General features: G+C 66.1%; 11 protein-coding genes and 1 pseudogene. 7 read left to right on the top strand and 5 right to left on the bottom strand.

The features are described from left to right. Positions 1-266: 266 nt before the first annotated feature. The 3 genes from ACFW1A_RS02700 to ACFW1A_RS02690 all read left to right on the top strand — a co-directional run bounded on the left by ACFW1A_RS02700 (position 267) and on the right by ACFW1A_RS02690 (position 3,023). A complete protein-coding gene (locus tag ACFW1A_RS02700; protein ID WP_380402895.1) occupies positions 267-437 on the top strand; it encodes a hypothetical protein in 171 nt (56 codons plus the stop codon). Between the two features lie 777 nt (positions 438-1,214). Next, positions 1,215-1,928 carry a restriction endonuclease gene (locus ACFW1A_RS02695; protein ID WP_380402892.1) on the top strand — a complete coding sequence of 238 codons (714 nt, stop codon included), beginning with the start codon at positions 1,215-1,217 and terminating at the stop codon, positions 1,926-1,928. Positions 1,929-2,405: 477 nt separating this feature from the next. Next, complete coding sequence (locus tag ACFW1A_RS02690) at positions 2,406-3,023, top strand: hypothetical protein (RefSeq protein ID WP_380402890.1); 618 nt, start codon at positions 2,406-2,408, stop codon at positions 3,021-3,023. Positions 3,024-3,128: 105 nt separating this feature from the next. Here the strand turns inward: ACFW1A_RS02690 and ACFW1A_RS02685 are convergent, their stop codons facing one another. The 4 genes from ACFW1A_RS02685 to ACFW1A_RS02670 all read right to left on the bottom strand — a co-directional run bounded on the left by ACFW1A_RS02685 (position 3,129) and on the right by ACFW1A_RS02670 (position 7,740). Then, positions 3,129-4,286 (bottom strand): hypothetical protein, encoded by a 1,158-nt coding sequence (locus ACFW1A_RS02685; RefSeq protein WP_380402887.1) that lies wholly within the window; start codon positions 4,284-4,286, stop codon positions 3,129-3,131. 5 nt (positions 4,287-4,291) lie between these two features. Further along, a complete protein-coding gene (locus ACFW1A_RS02680; RefSeq protein ID WP_380402884.1) occupies positions 4,292-5,407 on the bottom strand; it encodes an ImmA/IrrE family metallo-endopeptidase in 1,116 nt (371 codons plus the stop codon). Between the two features lie 283 nt (positions 5,408-5,690). Then, positions 5,691-6,458, bottom strand: coding sequence for a hypothetical protein (locus ACFW1A_RS02675; protein ID WP_380402878.1), 768 nt, complete (start codon positions 6,456-6,458; stop codon positions 5,691-5,693). Between the two features lie 55 nt (positions 6,459-6,513). Further along, entirely contained in the window at positions 6,514-7,740 is a 1,227-nt protein-coding gene (locus tag ACFW1A_RS02670) for a DNA sulfur modification protein DndB (RefSeq protein ID WP_380402874.1), read from the bottom strand. Between the two features lie 262 nt (positions 7,741-8,002). Here ACFW1A_RS02670 and ACFW1A_RS02665 point away from each other — a divergent pair, with 262 nt between their 5' ends. Genes ACFW1A_RS02665 through ACFW1A_RS02650 form a run of 4 tightly spaced genes read left to right on the top strand, consistent with a single transcriptional unit; the run spans position 8,003 to position 16,296 of the window. Beyond that, positions 8,003-10,174, top strand: coding sequence for an N-6 DNA methylase (locus ACFW1A_RS02665; protein ID WP_380402871.1), 2,172 nt, complete (start codon positions 8,003-8,005; stop codon positions 10,172-10,174). A 32-nt stretch (positions 10,175-10,206) separates the two neighbouring features. Beyond that, positions 10,207-11,841, top strand: a complete 1,635-nt coding sequence (locus ACFW1A_RS02660) for a type I restriction-modification system subunit M (RefSeq protein ID WP_380402868.1) — start codon at positions 10,207-10,209, stop codon at positions 11,839-11,841. Beyond that, complete coding sequence (locus ACFW1A_RS02655) at positions 11,834-13,078, top strand: restriction endonuclease subunit S (protein ID WP_380402865.1); 1,245 nt, start codon at positions 11,834-11,836, stop codon at positions 13,076-13,078. The genes ACFW1A_RS02660 and ACFW1A_RS02655 overlap by 8 nt, the downstream gene beginning before the upstream one ends. Further along, complete coding sequence (locus ACFW1A_RS02650) at positions 13,075-16,296, top strand: type I restriction endonuclease subunit R (protein WP_380402862.1); 3,222 nt, start codon at positions 13,075-13,077, stop codon at positions 16,294-16,296. The genes ACFW1A_RS02655 and ACFW1A_RS02650 overlap by 4 nt, the downstream gene beginning before the upstream one ends. A gap of 127 nt (positions 16,297-16,423) precedes the next feature. Here ACFW1A_RS02650 and ACFW1A_RS02645 read toward each other — a convergent pair. After that, positions 16,424-17,348, bottom strand: a pseudogene (locus ACFW1A_RS02645) (phosphorothioated DNA-binding restriction endonuclease). Positions 17,349-17,422 lie beyond the last annotated feature (74 nt).

Here is a 17,422-nt window from a genome sequence, read left to right as displayed (position 1 = left end):
GCGATTGGTGTTTTTGTTTTTTTGGTGGGGGTTTTTTTTGTTAATGTGGCGGTGGGCGGGGTTCTCGTTGGGGTGGGGGCGGGGGCACCGGGGGGGGCACGGGGGGGGGGCCCCCGGCTGCCGTCCCACGGACGCCGCACACCCGCCGCCCGCCAACCACCTGCCACTTCCACCAGGAGCGCACCGCCCGCGCGATCGTCCTCGTCCTGGCGACCGGGCTCGTGTTCGGCTGCTTCGCCGTCCCGGCCCTGGAGGAGACGGAACCCGTGCCCCTCTTCACGGGCCGGCTCGCCCTGCTGCTGATCCCGGTGGTCCTCCTCACCACCTGGCGCCGCACCGTCCTGAGCCCCCTCCCGGCACCGGCCCTCCTCCCCCCAGGCAGCCCGCCCGACAGCGTCCTGAGCTTGGCGCGTGGCCGCCGGCTCGGGTTGTACTGATGAGCCGCCGGCGCCTTGGGACTTGGCCGACTAATGCCGGGCCCGCGCGGCGGAGGGCTTCTGGACGCTCCTTCAGATCGGCCTCACCGGCAGCGCCGAGGATGCCGGAACCGTGGCCGACATCTGCGAGCACTTCGACATAGGCGGCGAGCAGTCCTCGTACTACCGGGCGCTGCTCCGAGAGCGGATACAGGCGAAGACCAAGCGTCGGCGCCCGGTACACCCACCCCCGTAGGCAGCCATCGCAAGACCACCGCCGAGCGACCCGACACCTATCTGGAGCCCGCGAGTCGACCCACCCCAACGACAAAGCCCCAGGCCACTGACCTGGGGCTTTCTCTCTGAGCGGGCGACGAGAATCGAACTCGCGCTATAAGCTTGGGAATCTTTGGGCGTTCGGGCCCGAAGGAGCCTGTGACCTGCGCCAATACCTGATCAGGTGGGTTCGTAGAGGGTCCGGTTCCGACCGCTGCCGACCGTCCTTCACCACCCGTTCTGGCACGGATCTGGCACGACCTGATCAGGTCATCCGATCAGCGCTCGCGTGCGGGCTCGCGGAGGATGTGTCGCTGCCCTCAGGCTCTCATGCAGAGCGCCTCGCTCACAGAGCTGACGACCAGTTCGCCATCGACGATCAGGACCAGTCGTATAAGGCCCACAGAGCCGCCTCCTGTAATGACGAGTCGCGAGCCAGCCCTCCCCGGTGAGTGAGGCGGTCTTCCCCCGGCCCCTCTCCATGCCCAACACTGCTGACGGGGATCTTCGGAGGGGGACCGCATGGCCAAGCGAGGCGGACGTCGCTCATCCGCGCGGAAGCGCCGGAACAACCAGTGGAAGGCAGCCGCCGTTGGCGCTTGTGTGCTGCTGCTTCTCCTCACGGCTTTCTGGTCGCTGATCTGGCCGTACCTCCTCGGCGCGGCCGGGATCAGCGGTGTTGGCGCGCTTGGGTGGTGGCTGTGGCGCACCGACCGCCTCCTTCGTAGCGGCGATCGGAAGTGGCGGGCCGAGGAACTGGTGCGGGCCGGCCACCGGACGCTCGCCGACGTGGACAAGATGACCGGCACTGAGTTCGAGGAGCTGGTCGCCGACCTCTGCCGCCGGGACGGGTGCTCCGAGGTCCAGCGAGTAGGAGGGGCTGGCGACAACGGAGCCGACGTACTCGGCCGCCTGCCGGATGGCCGCAAGATGGTGATCCAGTGCAAGCGCTACGCCCCCACAGCCTCCATCGCGAGCCGCGAAGTCCGCGACCTCCTGGGCGCCAAGCAGCACTTCAAGGCCGACATCGCCATCTTCGTCGCCACCACTCGCTTCACGCGCCCCGCCGAGACCTTCGCCCAGGAGAACGGGATCATCGCCATCCATCGCGACCACTTCGGCGTCTGGAACAACGGCGCCACTTTGGACTCGTTGACGCACATCAGCGGAGCGGGCCAAGGCGACCCACGCCATCGCGCCCTGTGGAAGAAGACCTACCAAGCCGACGGCCGGTGATTCCAGGGCGGCCAACCGGGGTCTCGCCGGTTTGGCCGCCGCTACGGGTATGGATGCGGAGAGTGATGACCGGCTTGATTCAACTACTCAAACGTGAAAGTAATCGAACAGACGGACCAACGATCGACGGATGCCGCTAGCATCGGGCTGCCCGGTCGATGCATCTCGTTTCCGTGCCGATCTGAGCCAGTGTGGTGCAGGTCATGGCCACCAAGAGACACTACGGGCAATGTTGGCCGGGCCGGACCGCGCGCAGACTAGCCTGACCGTAGGCGGGACGTGCCAGCCCGTGTCTGGGCTGACTCATGGCCGTTAGTGCTGGTGGCCCGGGTGCGAGCTTGGAACGTGATGCACGTGGGCACAGGCGCCAAATGGGGCTTTGCCGCCCACGCGCCGTGTGGGCCGTGCCTATTCGGACGGCGGCGTGGACCGAGCCGTGACTGGGTTACGGCTTCAGGACGAGGACAGGGTGAGGTCATGGCGGTTGCAGCGCGAGAACCCATGGAAATGGTCTCGGCGGCAGCCGCACCGGGCACGCTTCTGCCTGATGAGTCCCAGGTGGGTACCGTCACAATCCTGGGCACCCACGCCGTTGTTGCTTATCGCCCCAATGTCCAGGAGTGCCAGCGGCGCCGTGAGGCTCGAACCGGCGTCCTTGGTCGCAGCGACGTACTCGACCTGCTCATGAGCCTGCCGGTGGATGAACCTGTTCCCGTAGCCTCGCTGACCGAAGCAGAGCGCCGCACCCTGAAGGCTGTACCCAGGGGCGCCATTGTCCGCAGCAGTGGGGTAGTCACCCGCCAGGTGATCCAGCCTTTGCGTGTCGACCTCGCCGTCGTTCCCGGACGAGGCTGGGAAACGGCGATGGAGAAGGCCGAGCGGTTCACCCCGTTTTGCACTCGAGCGGTACTGGTCGAGGGTGCGTTGCGCCGTAAGGACGACGCAGTAATGCAAGCAGACTTCTACGGCATCGGTCTCCTCGTGGCAGTCGGCGATGAGGTGGATGTGTTGGTGCCGCCGCGGCCCTTCGTACGCAGGAGGCATAGCGCGGCGGCGTGGCGCTTCGTCGAAGAGGTTCATCGGCAACTCGGCTGAGACGTTCCTCCAGGCCGCATTGCTTCGCGGGAGCACCTACTTACGTCAGTAGGTGCCTGCCCGATGAGGTCCGGCCAGGTCGAGGCTCTCGGCAGTCGAGGGCGCTTACCTTGTCCCGGCAGGAAGCGCGGCCCATGCCTTCAGCGGTGTCGGCGCCTGGAATCCTGCTCGCGAAGACACCCCGAGACGCTGATTCTCGAGGGCGTACTGTTCAACGGCCGCGGCGCACTTGTCACGCCACCAGCCTTGGCGGTCGGCACCGGCAGCATGGGCGGCCATCTCGGATGCCCAGCCTCCCCAGACGAGGACGTTGTGGTCCTCGGACTCCTGGCGTGTCAGGCCGTCAGGTTTGTCGAAGCGGTCCAGGGCCTGCCCGTCGCACTCGTCGCAGTAGCAGACTGGGGGAGGGGTGTTGGCGTACTTGTTGGCCAGTCCCACGGCACCCTTGAAGCACATCAGGTTAGGCAGCAACACCTTCGGATACTGCGCTCCTCCTCCGCTTGCCACGAGCACACGCTCGCCCGGGGCAACGGAATGGCGCAAAGAGCTGTCTGAGCCGATCCCGGCAAACGAAGCCCCGTAGGCCATGGCGTCGAGCGCCGCGAGATCGCTGCGCAGAAGAGCCATGTGTTCGACCTCGGACATGAGGCGCCGGAGATTAGCGGGCATCTCCTTAGCGCCCTCGAGCGGGTCGAACTGGCCCGCCAGGATCAACGCCTTGGGCTGCTTGATCTGCGTGCAGATGGCAATGAGTTGCCTGATATGGCTGTCCTTCAGCCACGCGGCATCGATGGGCAGCGAGACGATGACGTCCCCTCGTTCGATCCGCTCTGCCGCATGCCAGACCGCCTTGAGTGCCCTGGCGTTCTCGGGCTCGACATAGCCGGTCGGGGTCAGCGCAGCGCTCGCGCCTCTGGCCTTCTGGAAGCTCAGTGACGTCTCGACATCGGCGAACATGTCGTCGCGCGGCAGGAGGAACGGCTCGTCGACAGTCGCAGTGTGTGTCTTGTACGGGGCGGAGTCGATCAGAAGAGGGCCGGTGAACCCCACCTCGGTCCGCAACTGGAAGGCGCGCTCATCGGCCGTGTCGCCAGTCACCACGATCCCGCCGAGGTCATCATCGATCGAGTGGCGCATTCGGGGGATGAAGCGAGTGTTCTCGTGCACCAGTACGCGGCCCCGGAGCAGGGGCAGCGGCGAAACGTTGGAATCCAGAACGCGCAGAGCGGTGGGGCGTTGGCCAGGAAACGAGAGCTCGGTCATCGAGGTCACCTCACGGGTTGGCCGAGGACCATGGGGTTCCCGGACGAAGAGGATGCGCACAAGTAGATCTCGTGGAACTCCTCGTGATCCAGACCGGCAAGATGGGCCGCTTGGATCGGATCGAGGTGGTGCTCCCGCTCAAGTCGGGTGACGACCTGGGCAAGGTGGTGCGGGGTCTCGCGTGGTACGAGTCCCGGCTCATTGGTGCGGTAGCCCAAGGCGGACATCTCCACCATGAGCTTGCGGTACTGCCATTCCTTAATGATGTTCAGGGAGAAGGCCCTGCGGATGAGGGCCGCCATGGAAACTCCCCAACGTGCCTTGAGTTCGAGCAGACGGGGCAGGTCGACGCCCTGCTTCAGGTCTTGCCGGATGCTGCCGTAAGGCATAAGGAACTGAGCCGCGAAGTAGTCGGCCTCCTGCTCCTGCTCGCGCGGGTCACCGGGCTGAGTGTGCATCAGTACGTGACCCAACTCGTGAGCGAGGCTGAATCGGAAGCGATCACCAGGGGCGGTGGAGTTCAGCAGGAAGAGCGGCGGTCCCCCTGGGGGCCACTGGCTGACGGCGTCGAGTTCCGTCGTCTGCAGGTCCCTGACCACAACCAGAGCACCGGCCTCTTCGATCAGCCTGGTCAAGTCCGTAACCGGACCCGTCGGCACGTCCCACTCTTCGCGGATGGTGTCGGCCGCATCCTGAGGGGTGTCCAGGTCGCTGACCGCGATGTGGCGGAAGCGGTGCTTGCCGGAGTCCGCGACCGCTCGGGTCAAGGCGTCGGTCTGATGACGGGTGAAGGCCAGGGTGGCATGGATGCGTCGCAGGTCGGCGACTCCCATCGAGGCGCGCTTGCGGTGGTGAACCAGGCCGATGCCCACCCCTTGCATGTCAGTGGTCGCACATAGCATCTGAGGCGTGTACCTCAGAGCCGTTGCAAACAAGTCCAGTCGGTCCCCCTTGACGGCGAGCCTGCCGGCCTCGGCGCGACTGACGTAGCCCTGGGAGATCCGGTTGGGCTGGTCCAACTTCGACATCTGCTCGGCCACGTCGACCTGGGTCCAACCCCGGGACTCCCTGGCTAGTACCAGCATGGCGGGCTGTGCGACCAGGTCCTCGTCGATCGCCATGGCTCACCTCCCGCTCAGGCAGATCACCTAACCCTGCTCCAGAGTATACACATAATCATGCCGCGAAATATTCCGCCTTTCAACGGGTCAAGGTGCAGAACGGGACAGGCTGGACCCCAGGGAGCAATCCGTGGACCGCGAGGGGCGAGCGCCGACTACTTGCTGGGACCTCGACTCAGAGCAAGTCGGGGCAGCGGCGGACTCCTGAAGCTAAAGGTCCGTACCCAGGCAGCGCTCCGGCAGCTGCAGCAGTGCACGGATGCTGGCCAACTCTGAGGTGGTTCTACAAGTCCCCCTGGGAACTCAGCCAGGTTTCGAAGCCGGACAGGAACTCGCCCATCGCCCCGAGTGAAGACGGGTTTGCCGTGTACTGAACCGACAGGTTGACCTCGTACAGCTTGTATGCGGGCCGTGCGTCGCGCGCTGCTGCAGCGGCGGCTGCCAGCGCACGGACCGCGTCGTCGCGCCGGCCGGTCTCGACTGACTCGATGAGCTCGGGCCAGAGGTTGTCTCCGATGTGGTCGAAGAGCTCCATCAGGTGCAGGCCGGCCTTGTGGGCACGGTTACGGATGGCCTCCTGCTCTGCGCTCCAGTGGTCCTCAGCCCATCGGTCGTCCTGCTCGTCCGGCTCCGACCAGTCGGCCATTTCGTTCTGGAACTGGCGGTCGAGGTCCTCCTGGGTCAGCCGCGGGTGCTCGAAGGCAGGCGTTTCCCCAGCCTTGAACAGCTCGATCGGCACTGTGAGGTCGGGGGTGAGCGTGCCCTCCAAGAGCGCGGTCAGCAGCAAGATCGCGTCGATCTTGGGAAGGATCTCCGCTACGTCCACGAGGGCCCCCAGGGTTCCGACTGCCTGCTCCACAGCCGAGTAGTCGTGCTCGGCGATCTGGTTGTCAAGGTCGAAGTGGAGGTGGACGATCGCGTCGCCGATGCCGCGGAGTTCGTCCAGATGTGCGTCGACCTCGGCCTCGATGCGTTCGATGCGCTGTCGAAGTTCGCGAGCCTCGGCGGCCTGCTCCTCAAGTGCGGCTACCGCTTTGGCGATCTCACTCACACTCTGCCCCTTGTCCCGTGAGGATCAGTCTCAACTTCTTGGACTGGCAACCCTATTACCAGCCGCGGACCTTGCGTCCGTACTCGGTGTCGGGGTGCAGCAGGGCGTCGGCGACCCGACCGCCGGCGTCCTTGGCGCCGCCTCCGAAGTTCAGGACGCCGGCGGCATTGGCGCTGGCGGCGATGCCGTCCCAGAAGCGGGCGTCGCGGTCCCAGCGCACGGAGTCGAGCAGGGTGGTCAGCTGCTCCTCGGTGAGCCGCTGGCCGGCGGCGGCCCAGCTGGTGGCCTGGTGAGCGGCGACGCCGAGGCCGGCCAGAACGGCCGGGGCGGATACGGCGCTGCGGGCGGCGAAGTGCGGGTAGAGGCGGGCGATGAGCCGCGAGAGCAGCGGAACGAGCTGCTGCTCGATGTGGTCGGTGGTGACGCCCTCGGGCAGGGCGTCCTCGTGCACGGTCGCGGACGACAGTCCGAGCCCGCGCCGGCCGTGCAGGGTGGTGATCACCAGCGCCCGGAGGGCGGAGAGGGTCACGACCTCGGGATCGGTCTTGGTCAGCTGCCGCTTGCGGGCCTGCACGAGCTTGGCGAACGGAATGATCTTCTCGTCGTGCTCGATCTTGACGGTGCTCGCGACGCGGTGGGCGAGCTGGGTGCCGATGTCGCGCTGGTCCATGGACATGGCCAGGTTCTTGGCGACGGGGACGCCCTCGACGTTGCGGTCGTAGAAGATCTGCCGGGCGTCCTCGACGCTCAGCCCGAAGTACATCTCGAACGGCACCCGGACGGCGCTCAGCTTCTGGTACGTGGTTCCGAAGCGCTCCGGGTTGTCGTACAGATCGTGCCAGGCGGTGACCTGGGTCTCGCCGTCGATGGCAACGACGGGGGAGCCCGGGAGGACGGTGACGGTCCGGATGCCGCTGCCGGGCACCAACTCCTCGCTCACGGCGCCGGGGTGTCCGTCCAGCCACAGGGTGATGGGCGGAGTAGACCACGCGCAGCCGTGGTCGCCGTTGATCCCGGAAGCGATGTAGGAGGCGTACGAGACGACGTTCCGGCCCTTCTGGGATGCCTTGAGCATCCGCTGGACCAGCGCGCGCACCTCGGCGTGCCGGCGCAGGGTGCCGGAGGCGTACTTCAGGGCCCGCGTGTCCTCCTCGGCCTTCGGGGAGGGCACGAGCTGCAGGAGGGTCGGCAGTGCCATCGTGCCGATCACCGCGTCCGGGCGGAACGGGGTCACGGTCAGCTGGATGCCTTCAACGGTGGCGGTCGGCATGGTCAGGCTCATGGGGGCGGCTTCCTCTCGGTGCGACAGGCAGTGGGGCACAGCGGGGTCCGCGGTGCTGGTCCGAACGACGAGTGGTGCTATCCGAGAGTGACGACGCCAGCATGACTTAGGCCATCTGCTAGTTGATAACCGGGGTTATCAACTGAACAAGCAGAATCGGCCATCGTGGCGTCCTAGAGTGGCCACATCCGAAGCACCGAGAGTCGGCGAACGGCTCAACTCCAGGCCGCTTCGCGACCAGCCGAGAGAGGAGATCAATGCCATGTCCGCCGAGTCGTTAATGCCCGGCACCGCGGGGGTGAACGGAGGTGTGCTGCTGGTCTCCATGGCTGAGATCGCGGAACTGGCACAGGTCAAGCGGCCCGTGGTCTCCACCTGGCGTCGGAGATATGCCGACTTCCCCGCGCCCGCTGCCCAGAACGCTGGCCATCCCCTGTTCGATGGTCAGCAGGTGGTCGAGTGGCTCATCGCTACCGGACTGGGTAACACCCACCCGGGTCAGTTGCGCGCAGAGATCGTTCTCCACGGCATCGCCGCCCAAGCCGACCGAACCGACCCCCTTCGCACCGTCGAGACCCTCGGTGCTCTGCTGTGCCTGCGCCACCTGGACGAGCGGCCGCTCGCCGACGAGGCGACGGTGAGCACGCCCGAGGAAGCCCGCGCTGCCCTCCTGCTCCGGGCCGAACGTATGGACCCGGAGGATGAGTTCGTCCTTCGCGAGCTGCGGACGGCCGGTGCCGACGCAGCCCCGCTCGCCCGTCTCGCCGAAGCCATCGTGGAGGCCGCCTACGGAGAGCAAGGAGCCCACGAGTGGTTGCTCGCCTCACGCTCCCGGCTCAGCCTGCCCGCACTGACTGCAGATGCTCTGACCGCCGAGCTTCAGAGTCTCCTCGTCGATCTCACCGACCTGCGAGGCCGCCTCGATCGACAAGGCTCGGTCACACTTGCCGATCCGCATGCCCGCGCGGGCGATCTGCTTGTTGCCCAGATCCGCGAGGCCGACGTGCCCGACGCCATCACGGCAATGGCGGCCGACCCTGACGAGCGGCTGGCCCGTATCGTCCGGCGCCGCCTGCTGCTGGCCGGCATCGACGAGTTCTCGCTCGACGTCCAAGTCGGCCAGGTTCTCGAGGAAAGCTTCGCGGACCCTGACCTGATCGTCACCCAGCTTCCCTTCCAGTCCGGCGAAGACCGTTCGGTGCTCGCCGCTCTGGAGGGCATCGAGCGCGTCGCCGACCTGCTCGGTCCCGGTTGTACGGCCCTTGTCCTCGGCCCGGCTGACGCACTCGTCGATGCTCTGCCCGGCACAGCGGAGTCGCAGCTGCGCTCCGCCCTGCTGCGAAGCAAGGTCGTGGAGGCTGTGGTCGCCCTGCCCGGCGGCGTGCTGCCCTACCGGCCCGGCTATCGCGCGGCACTGTGGGTACTCACCCGCGGCCAGGTCTCGACGGCGGAGGGCAACGTGTTGCTCGCCGATATCAGTGCCGAGCCCCTCACCGAGGTGGTACGCATGCGGCTGGCCGAGGACATCCTTCTGTGGCGTGCCGAAGGCTTCCGTGCCCTCGACGGCCACGACCCACGCTACGGTCGCGCGGTGCGCGTCGCCGAGCTGGACCATGCCTTCGGTGGCCCACTCACCCCGCCGGGTCCGCCTGCCTCTCAGCTCCTGGCCCTTGCCGTTAGGGAGCGTCCCGCCCTCATCGCCGAGGCCGAGGGCCGCCTGGAGCGCGTTGCCAGGACAGGCCGATCGCACGATGACGAGTACGGTCCCTATCAGGGCGGCGTCGTTCGCCGCACCGGACCACGTCCCCGTCGCACCACCCTCGGTGCGTTGATCGCCGCGGGCCGGGTCACCAAGATCAAGGGCCACCGCCTTGACCAGCGGCACCTGACCGGAGGCGGTCAAGGCGGCCACCATTCCGTGCTCGGCTCCGAGGAGGTCACCGGACGTAGTGCTGTCGGGACCCGGCGCATCGACCGGCTGGTACTGGCGACGGCGTACGAGCACGTCGCGCTCACCGAACCGGGTGATCTCGTTTACACCTTGACGCCTGAACTCGGCGTGCTCATTGACCATGACGGGTTCAGCGTCGCCGCCTTCCCGACGCGCGTGCTGCGCGTCAACCCGGACGCCGAGCACCCGCTGACCCCGCGAGTGCTGGCCGCCTTACTTGGAGCAGCCCGAGGTACCGGTCGCAGCCCCAGCGCCGTACGCCCTGCCCGCTGCATCGAGGACTACGAGCTCCCCGACCTCGACCGTGAGGACGTGGAACGCTTCAACGTGTTGCTGGCCGAGATCGAGCGCCGAGAGCGGCTGCTGTGCACACAGGCCAATGCGCTCGCCGAGGCACGACGACTGACGACCGCGGGCCTGGCCGACGGCACCCTCACCTTCGGCGATAACCAGCCCTTACCACCGCGTTCCCTGCCAGACTGACCCATCGAGCCGCAGACCAGGAAGAAGGAACGATGCCCCCGCGCAAGCGAGCCACCACAGACCAGGGCGAACTGTTCGGCGCCTCCAGCACTAAGGAGATCAAGGACATCCTGTGGAAAGCCGCCGACAAGCTCCGCGGCTCCATGGACGCCGCCCAGTACAAGGAGTTCGTCCTGGGCCTGGTGTTCCTGAAGTACGTCTCCGACGCTTTCGCCGAGCGCCGTGCGGAACTGGCCGCCGACCCCGAACTGGCGGAGATCCCCGAGCACCGGCGGGCCGCGTTCCTCGAGGAGAAGGACGAGTACACCGAGAAGAATGTCTTCTGGGTGCCGCCCACCGCGCGCTGGGACTACATCGCTGAGAACGCCAGCAGCGCGGAGGGCGGTGTCGGCAAGCTCCTCGACGACGCCATGGACGAGGTGATGAGGGCCAACAAAGCCCTCACCGGCGTCCTGCCGAAGATCTTCAACCGCGACAATGTCGACCAGAAACGCCTGAAGGAACTCGTCGACCTGATCAGCGACGCCCGCTTCACCGGGCACGGTGACCGGCCGGCGCAGGATGTGCTCGGCGAGGTCTACGAGTATTTTTTGGAGAAGTTCGCGAAGGCTGAGGGCAAGCGAGCCGGCGAGTTCTACACCCCCGCGAGCGTGGTGCGGCTGCTGGTCGAGGTGCTTGAGCCGTACGAGGGGCGCGTCTACGACCCAGCCTGTGGCTCGGGCGGCATGTTCGTCCAAGCGGAGAAGTTCGTGCTGCGGCACCGAGGGCGTGACCACAGCCACGACATCGCGGTGTACGGTCAGGAGGCCAACGAGCGCACCTGGCGTCTGGCCAAGATGAACCTCGCCATCCACGGCATCGATCCCAAGGGCGTCGGCGACCGCTGGGCCGACACGTTCGCCGATGACAAACTGCCGGACCTCAAGGCCGACTTCATCATGGCCAACCCGCCGTTCAACATGTCCGACTGGGCACGGAAGACGGAGGACCGGAGGTGGGTATACGGCTTGCCGCCGCAGTCGAACGCCAACTACGCCTGGCTCCAGCACATCGTGTCGAAACTGGGTGACCGTGGCAGTGCAGGCGTCGTCATGTCGAACGGCTCAATGTCCTCCAAGCAGTCTGGCGAGGGCGAAATCAGGGCAGCGTTGGCCGAGGCCGACCTCGTCGCATGCATGATCGCCTTGCCAGGCAATTTGTTTCGCACGACGGCCATCCCGGCCTGCTTGTGGTTCCTCACCAAGGACAAGACTCCGCAAGGCACGAAGGCCCTGAATGACCGGCGCGGCGAGGTGCTCTTCATCGACGCTCAGGCGATGGGCACAATGGTCGACCGCACCGAACGCATCCTCACGGAAGGGGATCTGGAGAAGATCTCCGACACGTACCACGCGTGGCGTGGCACCGAGTCCGCGAAGAAACAGCGCCTTTCGTATGAGGACGTCCCTGGCTTCTGCTACAGCGCCACGTTGCAGGAGATCACCAAGCACGACCACGTACTGACGCCAGGTCGATACGTCGGCGTGGCCGAGGCCGAGGAGGACCCGGACGCTGAGCCGGTGGAGGAGCGTATTGCACGCCTGACGAAGAAACTCTTCGCGCATCTTGATGAGTCGGCGCGGCTCGACGCGGTCGTGCGTGAGCAACTGGGGAGGATTGGTGGCTGAGAACTCTACCTACCAGGACCTCGGGTTTTCCCGCCCGCCGAAGGAATGGGCCATCTCCCCCTTGGAGGAATTGCTGGCACCGAAAGGACTCGCCATTGGGGTGATGTACCCAGGGGCGCATGACCCGAACGGGGTCCCCATCGTGCGAGTTAAGAATATGCAGAACGGTGGCATTGTCACGGACGATGTGCTGCGCGTCGCCAAGGAGGTTGAGGAAAAGCATGCCGGCGCCAGGCTTCAGGGAGGGGAAATCCTCCTGTCACTGGTTGGTTCGGTCGGCCGGGTAGCCCTCGTGCCAGCGGAGATGTCCGGCTGGAATACAGCTCGTGCAGTCGCTGTTATTCGCGTAGCTGGTGGGGTCTCCAATTCGTGGGTGAAGATTTGGCTCTCGTCTGCTCCTGCACAACATTACATGCGCAGTCGACTAAATACCACTGTGCAAGCCACGCTAAATCTGCGGGATGTTCGGAACATTCCTATTGTTGTACCGCCCGAGGGGGACAGAAGGGCTATCATTGAGGTGCTCGGGGCGCTGGAGGATAAGATCGCATCCAACGAGCGCGTCATGGCCACGAGTCGGGAGCTGGGACTGGCTCTCTTCGCCGAGGCTATTCAAGCTGGTGACGCTATCGGAATCGCAGTTGAATCCGTTGCGTCTGCGCTTACCCGTGGCATCGCACCGAAATACACGGATGCCTTCGACGGGCTAATCGTGCTTAATCAGAAGTGTATTCGCGGTGGCCGCGTCAACCTGGATCCCTCCCGCCTGACTCTGCGGGAGAAAGTCGGGGCAGCGAAATTTCTACAGCGCAACGATGTGCTGGTCAATTCGACAGGAGTCGGCACTCTCGGCCGAGTCGCTCGTTGGACCTCGGATGTGGAAGCAACTGCGGACTCACACGTCACGATCGTGCGCTTTGACGAGAAACTGGTCGACCCTGTTTGCGCGGGATTTGCGATGCTGCGCTCCCAGCCCAAAATAGAGGCGATGGGGGAGGGGAGTACTGGCCAGACTGAACTCCGGCGCACTCAGGTGGGCGGGCTTCAAATCATGCTGCCCAGCCCTCCTCGGCAGAAGGAATTGCGTGTCAGGCTCGATGCATTGGAGGAGCGGGCTGATCAGGCAATTGCCGAGTCCCTGTCCCTCAATGCCCTGCGCGACACCGTCCTCCCCCAACTCATGTCTGGCGAGCTGCGCGTCCGGGACGCGGAGCGGATCGTGGAGGACGCCGTATGACCAGCGGCAGCACCGAGAACGACGGCAAGATGACCGAGTCCATTTGGGAGGGCCTGGCCATGGACGAGCTTTCCGAACTCGCCTGGCAGCCCGTGCGTGGCAAGGACGTCGCCCCCGGTTCCGGGCACCGCAAGGACTGGGACGACCTGATCCTGCACGACGAGCTCAAGGCGGCGATAGAGCGGCTCAACCCCAACCTTCCGCCCAGCGCCGTTCGCGAGGCACTCCGTATCGCGACCGACCCGGCATCCCGTGAGGCATATCCGGAGAACAAGCAAGCGCACGCCCATCTCACTTCCGGTATCCGCCTTACCTACACCGATGACTTCGGTGCCGACCAGACCCCCACCGTGCGCCTGGTCGACTTCAACTCCTGGGACGCGAACACGTACCACGTCGTCAACCAGGTGACCCTCATGGACGGTGACCATCGCCGTCGCTTCGACGTCGTCCTCTACGTCAACGGCCTCCCTCTCGCCGTGATCGAGCTTAAGAGCGCCGCCGCCGAGCACGCCACGCTCAAGGATGCGCACGCCCAGCTCCAGACCTACGTCGCCGAGTTTCCGATCGCCTTCCGCTACAACGTGCTGTGTCTGGTCTCGGACGGCATCACCGCCAAGTACGGCACGGTCTTCACCCCGTATGAGCACTTCGCGCCGTGGAACGTGGACAAGGACGGCGACCGCGTCGACACCAACGCGCCCGACTACGACGGCGTAGAGGCGCTGAGCCTCGCGCTCCACGGGCTGTTCAACCAACCGCGCTTCCTCTCGCTCACCGCCAACTTCGTCAACTTCACCTCCACCGGCAAGCGGATCGCCAAGCCGCACCAGTACTTCGCGGTCACCAAGGCAGTGGACGCCATCGTCAAGGCGTCCCGCAGCCACGGGCAGGCCGGTGTGGTCTGGCACACCCAGGGTGCCGGCAAGTCCGAGGAGATGGTGGAGACCTCCGCGCTGGTCTCCCGCCATCCCGCCCTGAACAACCCCACCATCGTCGTGATCACCGACCGCAACGACCTCGACGACCAGCTCTACGACACCTTCCAGGACAGTCAGATGCTCTTGGGGCAGGCACCCCTCCAGGTCGCCACCCGGGAAGAACTGCGCACCGAACTGCTCAACCGCCGCACCGGCGGAATCGTCTTCACCACCCTGCAGAAGTTCGGCCTCACTCAAGAGGAAAAGGCCGCCGGCGCTGCCCACCCGCTGCTGTCCGAGCGCCGGAACATCCTGGTCATCGTCGACGAGGCGCACCGCTCGCACTATGACAGCCTCGACGGGTACGCCCGCCACCTGCGCGACGCGCTCCCGTACGCCACGCTGATCGCCTTCACTGGCACCCCGATCTCGAAGGCCGAGGCCGACACCCGGGCCGTCTTCGGCGAGTACATCGACATCTACGACCTCAAGCGGGCCGTAGACGACGACGCGACCGTCCGCGTCTACCACGAACCGCGGGTCATCGACGTGTCGCTCCCGCCGGGCATCGACCCGGACGCTATCGACGAGCAGGCCAACGCCCTCACCGAGGGCATGGACGACGCCGAGCGCCGCCGCGCCGTGCAGTACGCGGCGACCATGAACACTGTCTATGGCGCACCTGACCGCATAGCTACCCTCGCCGACGACCTGGTATCTCACTGGGACCAGCGCCGCGAGCTGATGAAGTCACAGATCGGCGGGCCGGGCAAGGCGATGATCGTGTGCGCCACCCGGGAGATCTGTGTCCGGCTGTACGACGCGCTGGCGGAACTCCGCCCGCAGTGGGCGAGCGACGATGTCGACAAGGGCGTCATGAAGATCGTCTTCCACGGCGACCGTACCGACCTCGAGCACCTGCGCAAGCACGCCCTGCGTAAGTCCCAGCAGAAGGTCGTCCAGGCCCGCGCGAAGAACCCCGACGACGAACTCGAACTGCTCATCGTCCATTCGATGCTGCTCACCGGCTACGACGCGCCGCCCATCCACACCATCTACATGGACAGGCCCATGCGCGGAGCCAACCTGATGCAGGCTCTGGCCCGCGTCAACCGCCGCTTCCGGGGCAAGCAGGACGGCCTCCTCGTCGGGTACGCACCGCTAACCGACAACCTCACCAAGGCGCTGGCCGAGTACTCGCCCAGCGACCAGCAGGACAAGACCCTTGGCGCGGACATCGAGCGGGCCATCACCGAGGTCAAGAACGAACTCACCACCATCAAGGGTCTACTGGCGGGAACCCACTGGAAGGAGCTCCTCGCCGACACCGGTCACCCCAAGCCGCGCACGCGCGCTCTGCGGCTGGTCTCCAACTACTTGCGCGACCCGCGAACTCCCGGCAACAAGGTCGACCCCGGCGTCAAGCCGCTCTCTGCCCGCTTCAAGGAGAGCGCCGCCCGACTGGAGCGCTTCTACCGGCTGTGCTCGATGAGTCGGGAGATCACCGAGCGCTGCGCGGACCTGGAGGACTGGCGCCGCGACATCGCGTTCTTCACCGAGGTGCGAGCCTGGATGGTCAAGCTCGACGCCGCCGACCGCGAGGCTACGGGCCAGCCGCTGACCGCGGAGGTTCGGCTGTACCTCGAACAGCTCGCCGCCTCCGTCGTCGACGCCGACGACATCACCGACCTGTACGCCGAGGCCGGCATCGGCAGGCTCGACATCACGCGCCTGAACGAGGCACAGCTGCGGAAGCTGGAGAACTCCGAGACCCCGCACCTGGTGGCCGAGGCTCTGCGCCGCATGATCCAGCAGAAGATGCGCGAGGTGACCAAGCACAACATCGTTCGCCATGAGAGCTTCTCCGAGCGTCTGGACGACCTGATGAAGCGCTACATGCTCCAGCAGCTCACCAGTGCCCAGGTGATCGCCGAACTCGCTGCTATGGCTCAGGAAGTGTCCGCCGAGGCCCGCCGTGGTGAGCGCTTCGACCCGCCGCTCAACCAGGCTGAGCTTGCCTTCTACGACGCTGTGGCCCACCGCGACATGGCCGAGCTCATGGCTGGCGGCGACGAGACGCTGGCGGAGATCGCCCGCGCCCTGGTCGCCGACATCCGCAAGAACCTGTCCGTCGACTGGCTGTCCCGCGAGCCGGTCCGTGCCAAGCTTCGCAGCCGTATCCGCCGGGTCCTCGCGAAGTTCGACTACCCGCCGGAGGAGGAGCGCGAGGCTGTCGACCTCGTCCTCAAGCAGATGGAGACGTTCGCCCAGGAATGGGCTCCCAAGGCCAAGGTGTGAAGGCAACGCCGAGCCGCGTCGAGGTCGGTGCCTCCAACGTGCGCCAGGCGATCTTGACGTCGAGGCCGTCGGATTGTTCAGGGGGCGTGGTGGGCGGCGATGAGCAGAGGCCGAGCACCGTCCCCAGTCAGCCCAGCGTTCCTACCGGCGCACGGGGAGCGCCGTGGAAGACCTGTCGGGTGTGCCATTCGCGGTGCCATTCAGCAACGGATGGAAGACCCGACTGTGGGCCTATTAACGGCCGCCCAGCCAGCGCGAGCACATGCTGCCGGCTCGCCTCACTGCGGCCGACGAAGCACTGCGAGACGAGGATGCGGTGCCCCTCGCCCAGGCCCAGGATGCCCTTGTCGAAGAGCTTGTGGTGCAGCGAGCAGAGACAGAGGCCGTTGTTGACCTCGTCCGGCCCGTCGTGGGACCACCACCGTACGTGCGCGGCCTCCAATCCGACGCTGCTCGCGCCGAGCATCCCGTCGTAGCCGCAGAAGGCGCCCTGGAACTCATACGCCGTCAGGACAAGCTCGCGCATCCGACGGTCACGCTTCCGCCGCGCAGCAGTCTCCGCTTCACCCAGCAGCCCAGCCACGGGCGAGGTCTCGGCCAGCTCCAGGTCGAGACCAACGGCCTCGCACAGATCGGTGTGCAGCGACGGCGGGAAGTTGACGTCCAGCAGCACGCTGGCCGGCCGCCTCAGCAGCGAAGGCTCCCTGCTGAGTGCTGTCCGCAACTCGGGGACGAGCCTGCCGGTGACGCCGCTGGACCGGAGGACCCGGACCCCGCTCCCCCGGACTGCCTTGCCCGCGGTCGTTCCTGACCTCCCACACGCCGTCAGTGACCAGATGGTGGAATGGATAGGCGGGCGACGTCGGGTTCGGTGGTCCGTACTCGACCAGCAGCTGCTTCAGCTCCTCCTCGACCACGCTGTAACGCAGTTCGCTGTCGGCATCCTGCTGGAAGCTGCCGAGCGCGTACAGCAGTAACAACGGCTTGTGTGGAGCGCGGACCTCGTTGTTCTTCCACTGCCGGAGCTTCGCCACCTGATCGAGCCAGTCCATGGCCGCCAGCGTAGATCGTGGCACTGACGCCAACACCGTTGTGGTGTTTGGCGCCTGGCCCCCGAAGGGGTGGC

This window comes from Kitasatospora sp. NPDC058965, assembly GCF_042741245.1.
Taxonomy (GTDB): Bacteria; Actinomycetota; Actinomycetes; order Streptomycetales; family Streptomycetaceae; genus Kitasatospora.
This window is presented reverse-complemented; position numbering and strand designations above follow the sequence as displayed.

Bases quoted from the DNA above. Each gene is read 5' to 3' on its own strand.
- ACFW1A_RS02695 (WP_380402892.1), top strand. From the start codon at position 1,215: ATGGCCAAGCGAGGCGGACGTCGCTCATCCGCGCGGAAGCGCCGGAAC.
- ACFW1A_RS02690 (WP_380402890.1), top strand. From the start codon at position 2,406: ATGGCGGTTGCAGCGCGAGAACCCATGGAAATGGTCTCGGCGGCAGCC.
- ACFW1A_RS02685 (WP_380402887.1), bottom strand. From the start codon at position 4,286: ATGACCGAGCTCTCGTTTCCTGGCCAACGCCCCACCGCTCTGCGCGTT.
- ACFW1A_RS02680 (WP_380402884.1), bottom strand. From the start codon at position 5,407: ATGGCGATCGACGAGGACCTGGTCGCACAGCCCGCCATGCTGGTACTA.
- ACFW1A_RS02670 (WP_380402874.1), bottom strand. From the start codon at position 7,740: ATGAGCCTGACCATGCCGACCGCCACCGTTGAAGGCATCCAGCTGACC.
- ACFW1A_RS02665 (WP_380402871.1), top strand. From the start codon at position 8,003: ATGTCCGCCGAGTCGTTAATGCCCGGCACCGCGGGGGTGAACGGAGGT.
- ACFW1A_RS02660 (WP_380402868.1), top strand. From the start codon at position 10,207: ATGCCCCCGCGCAAGCGAGCCACCACAGACCAGGGCGAACTGTTCGGC.
- ACFW1A_RS02650 (WP_380402862.1), top strand. From the start codon at position 13,075: ATGACCAGCGGCAGCACCGAGAACGACGGCAAGATGACCGAGTCCATT.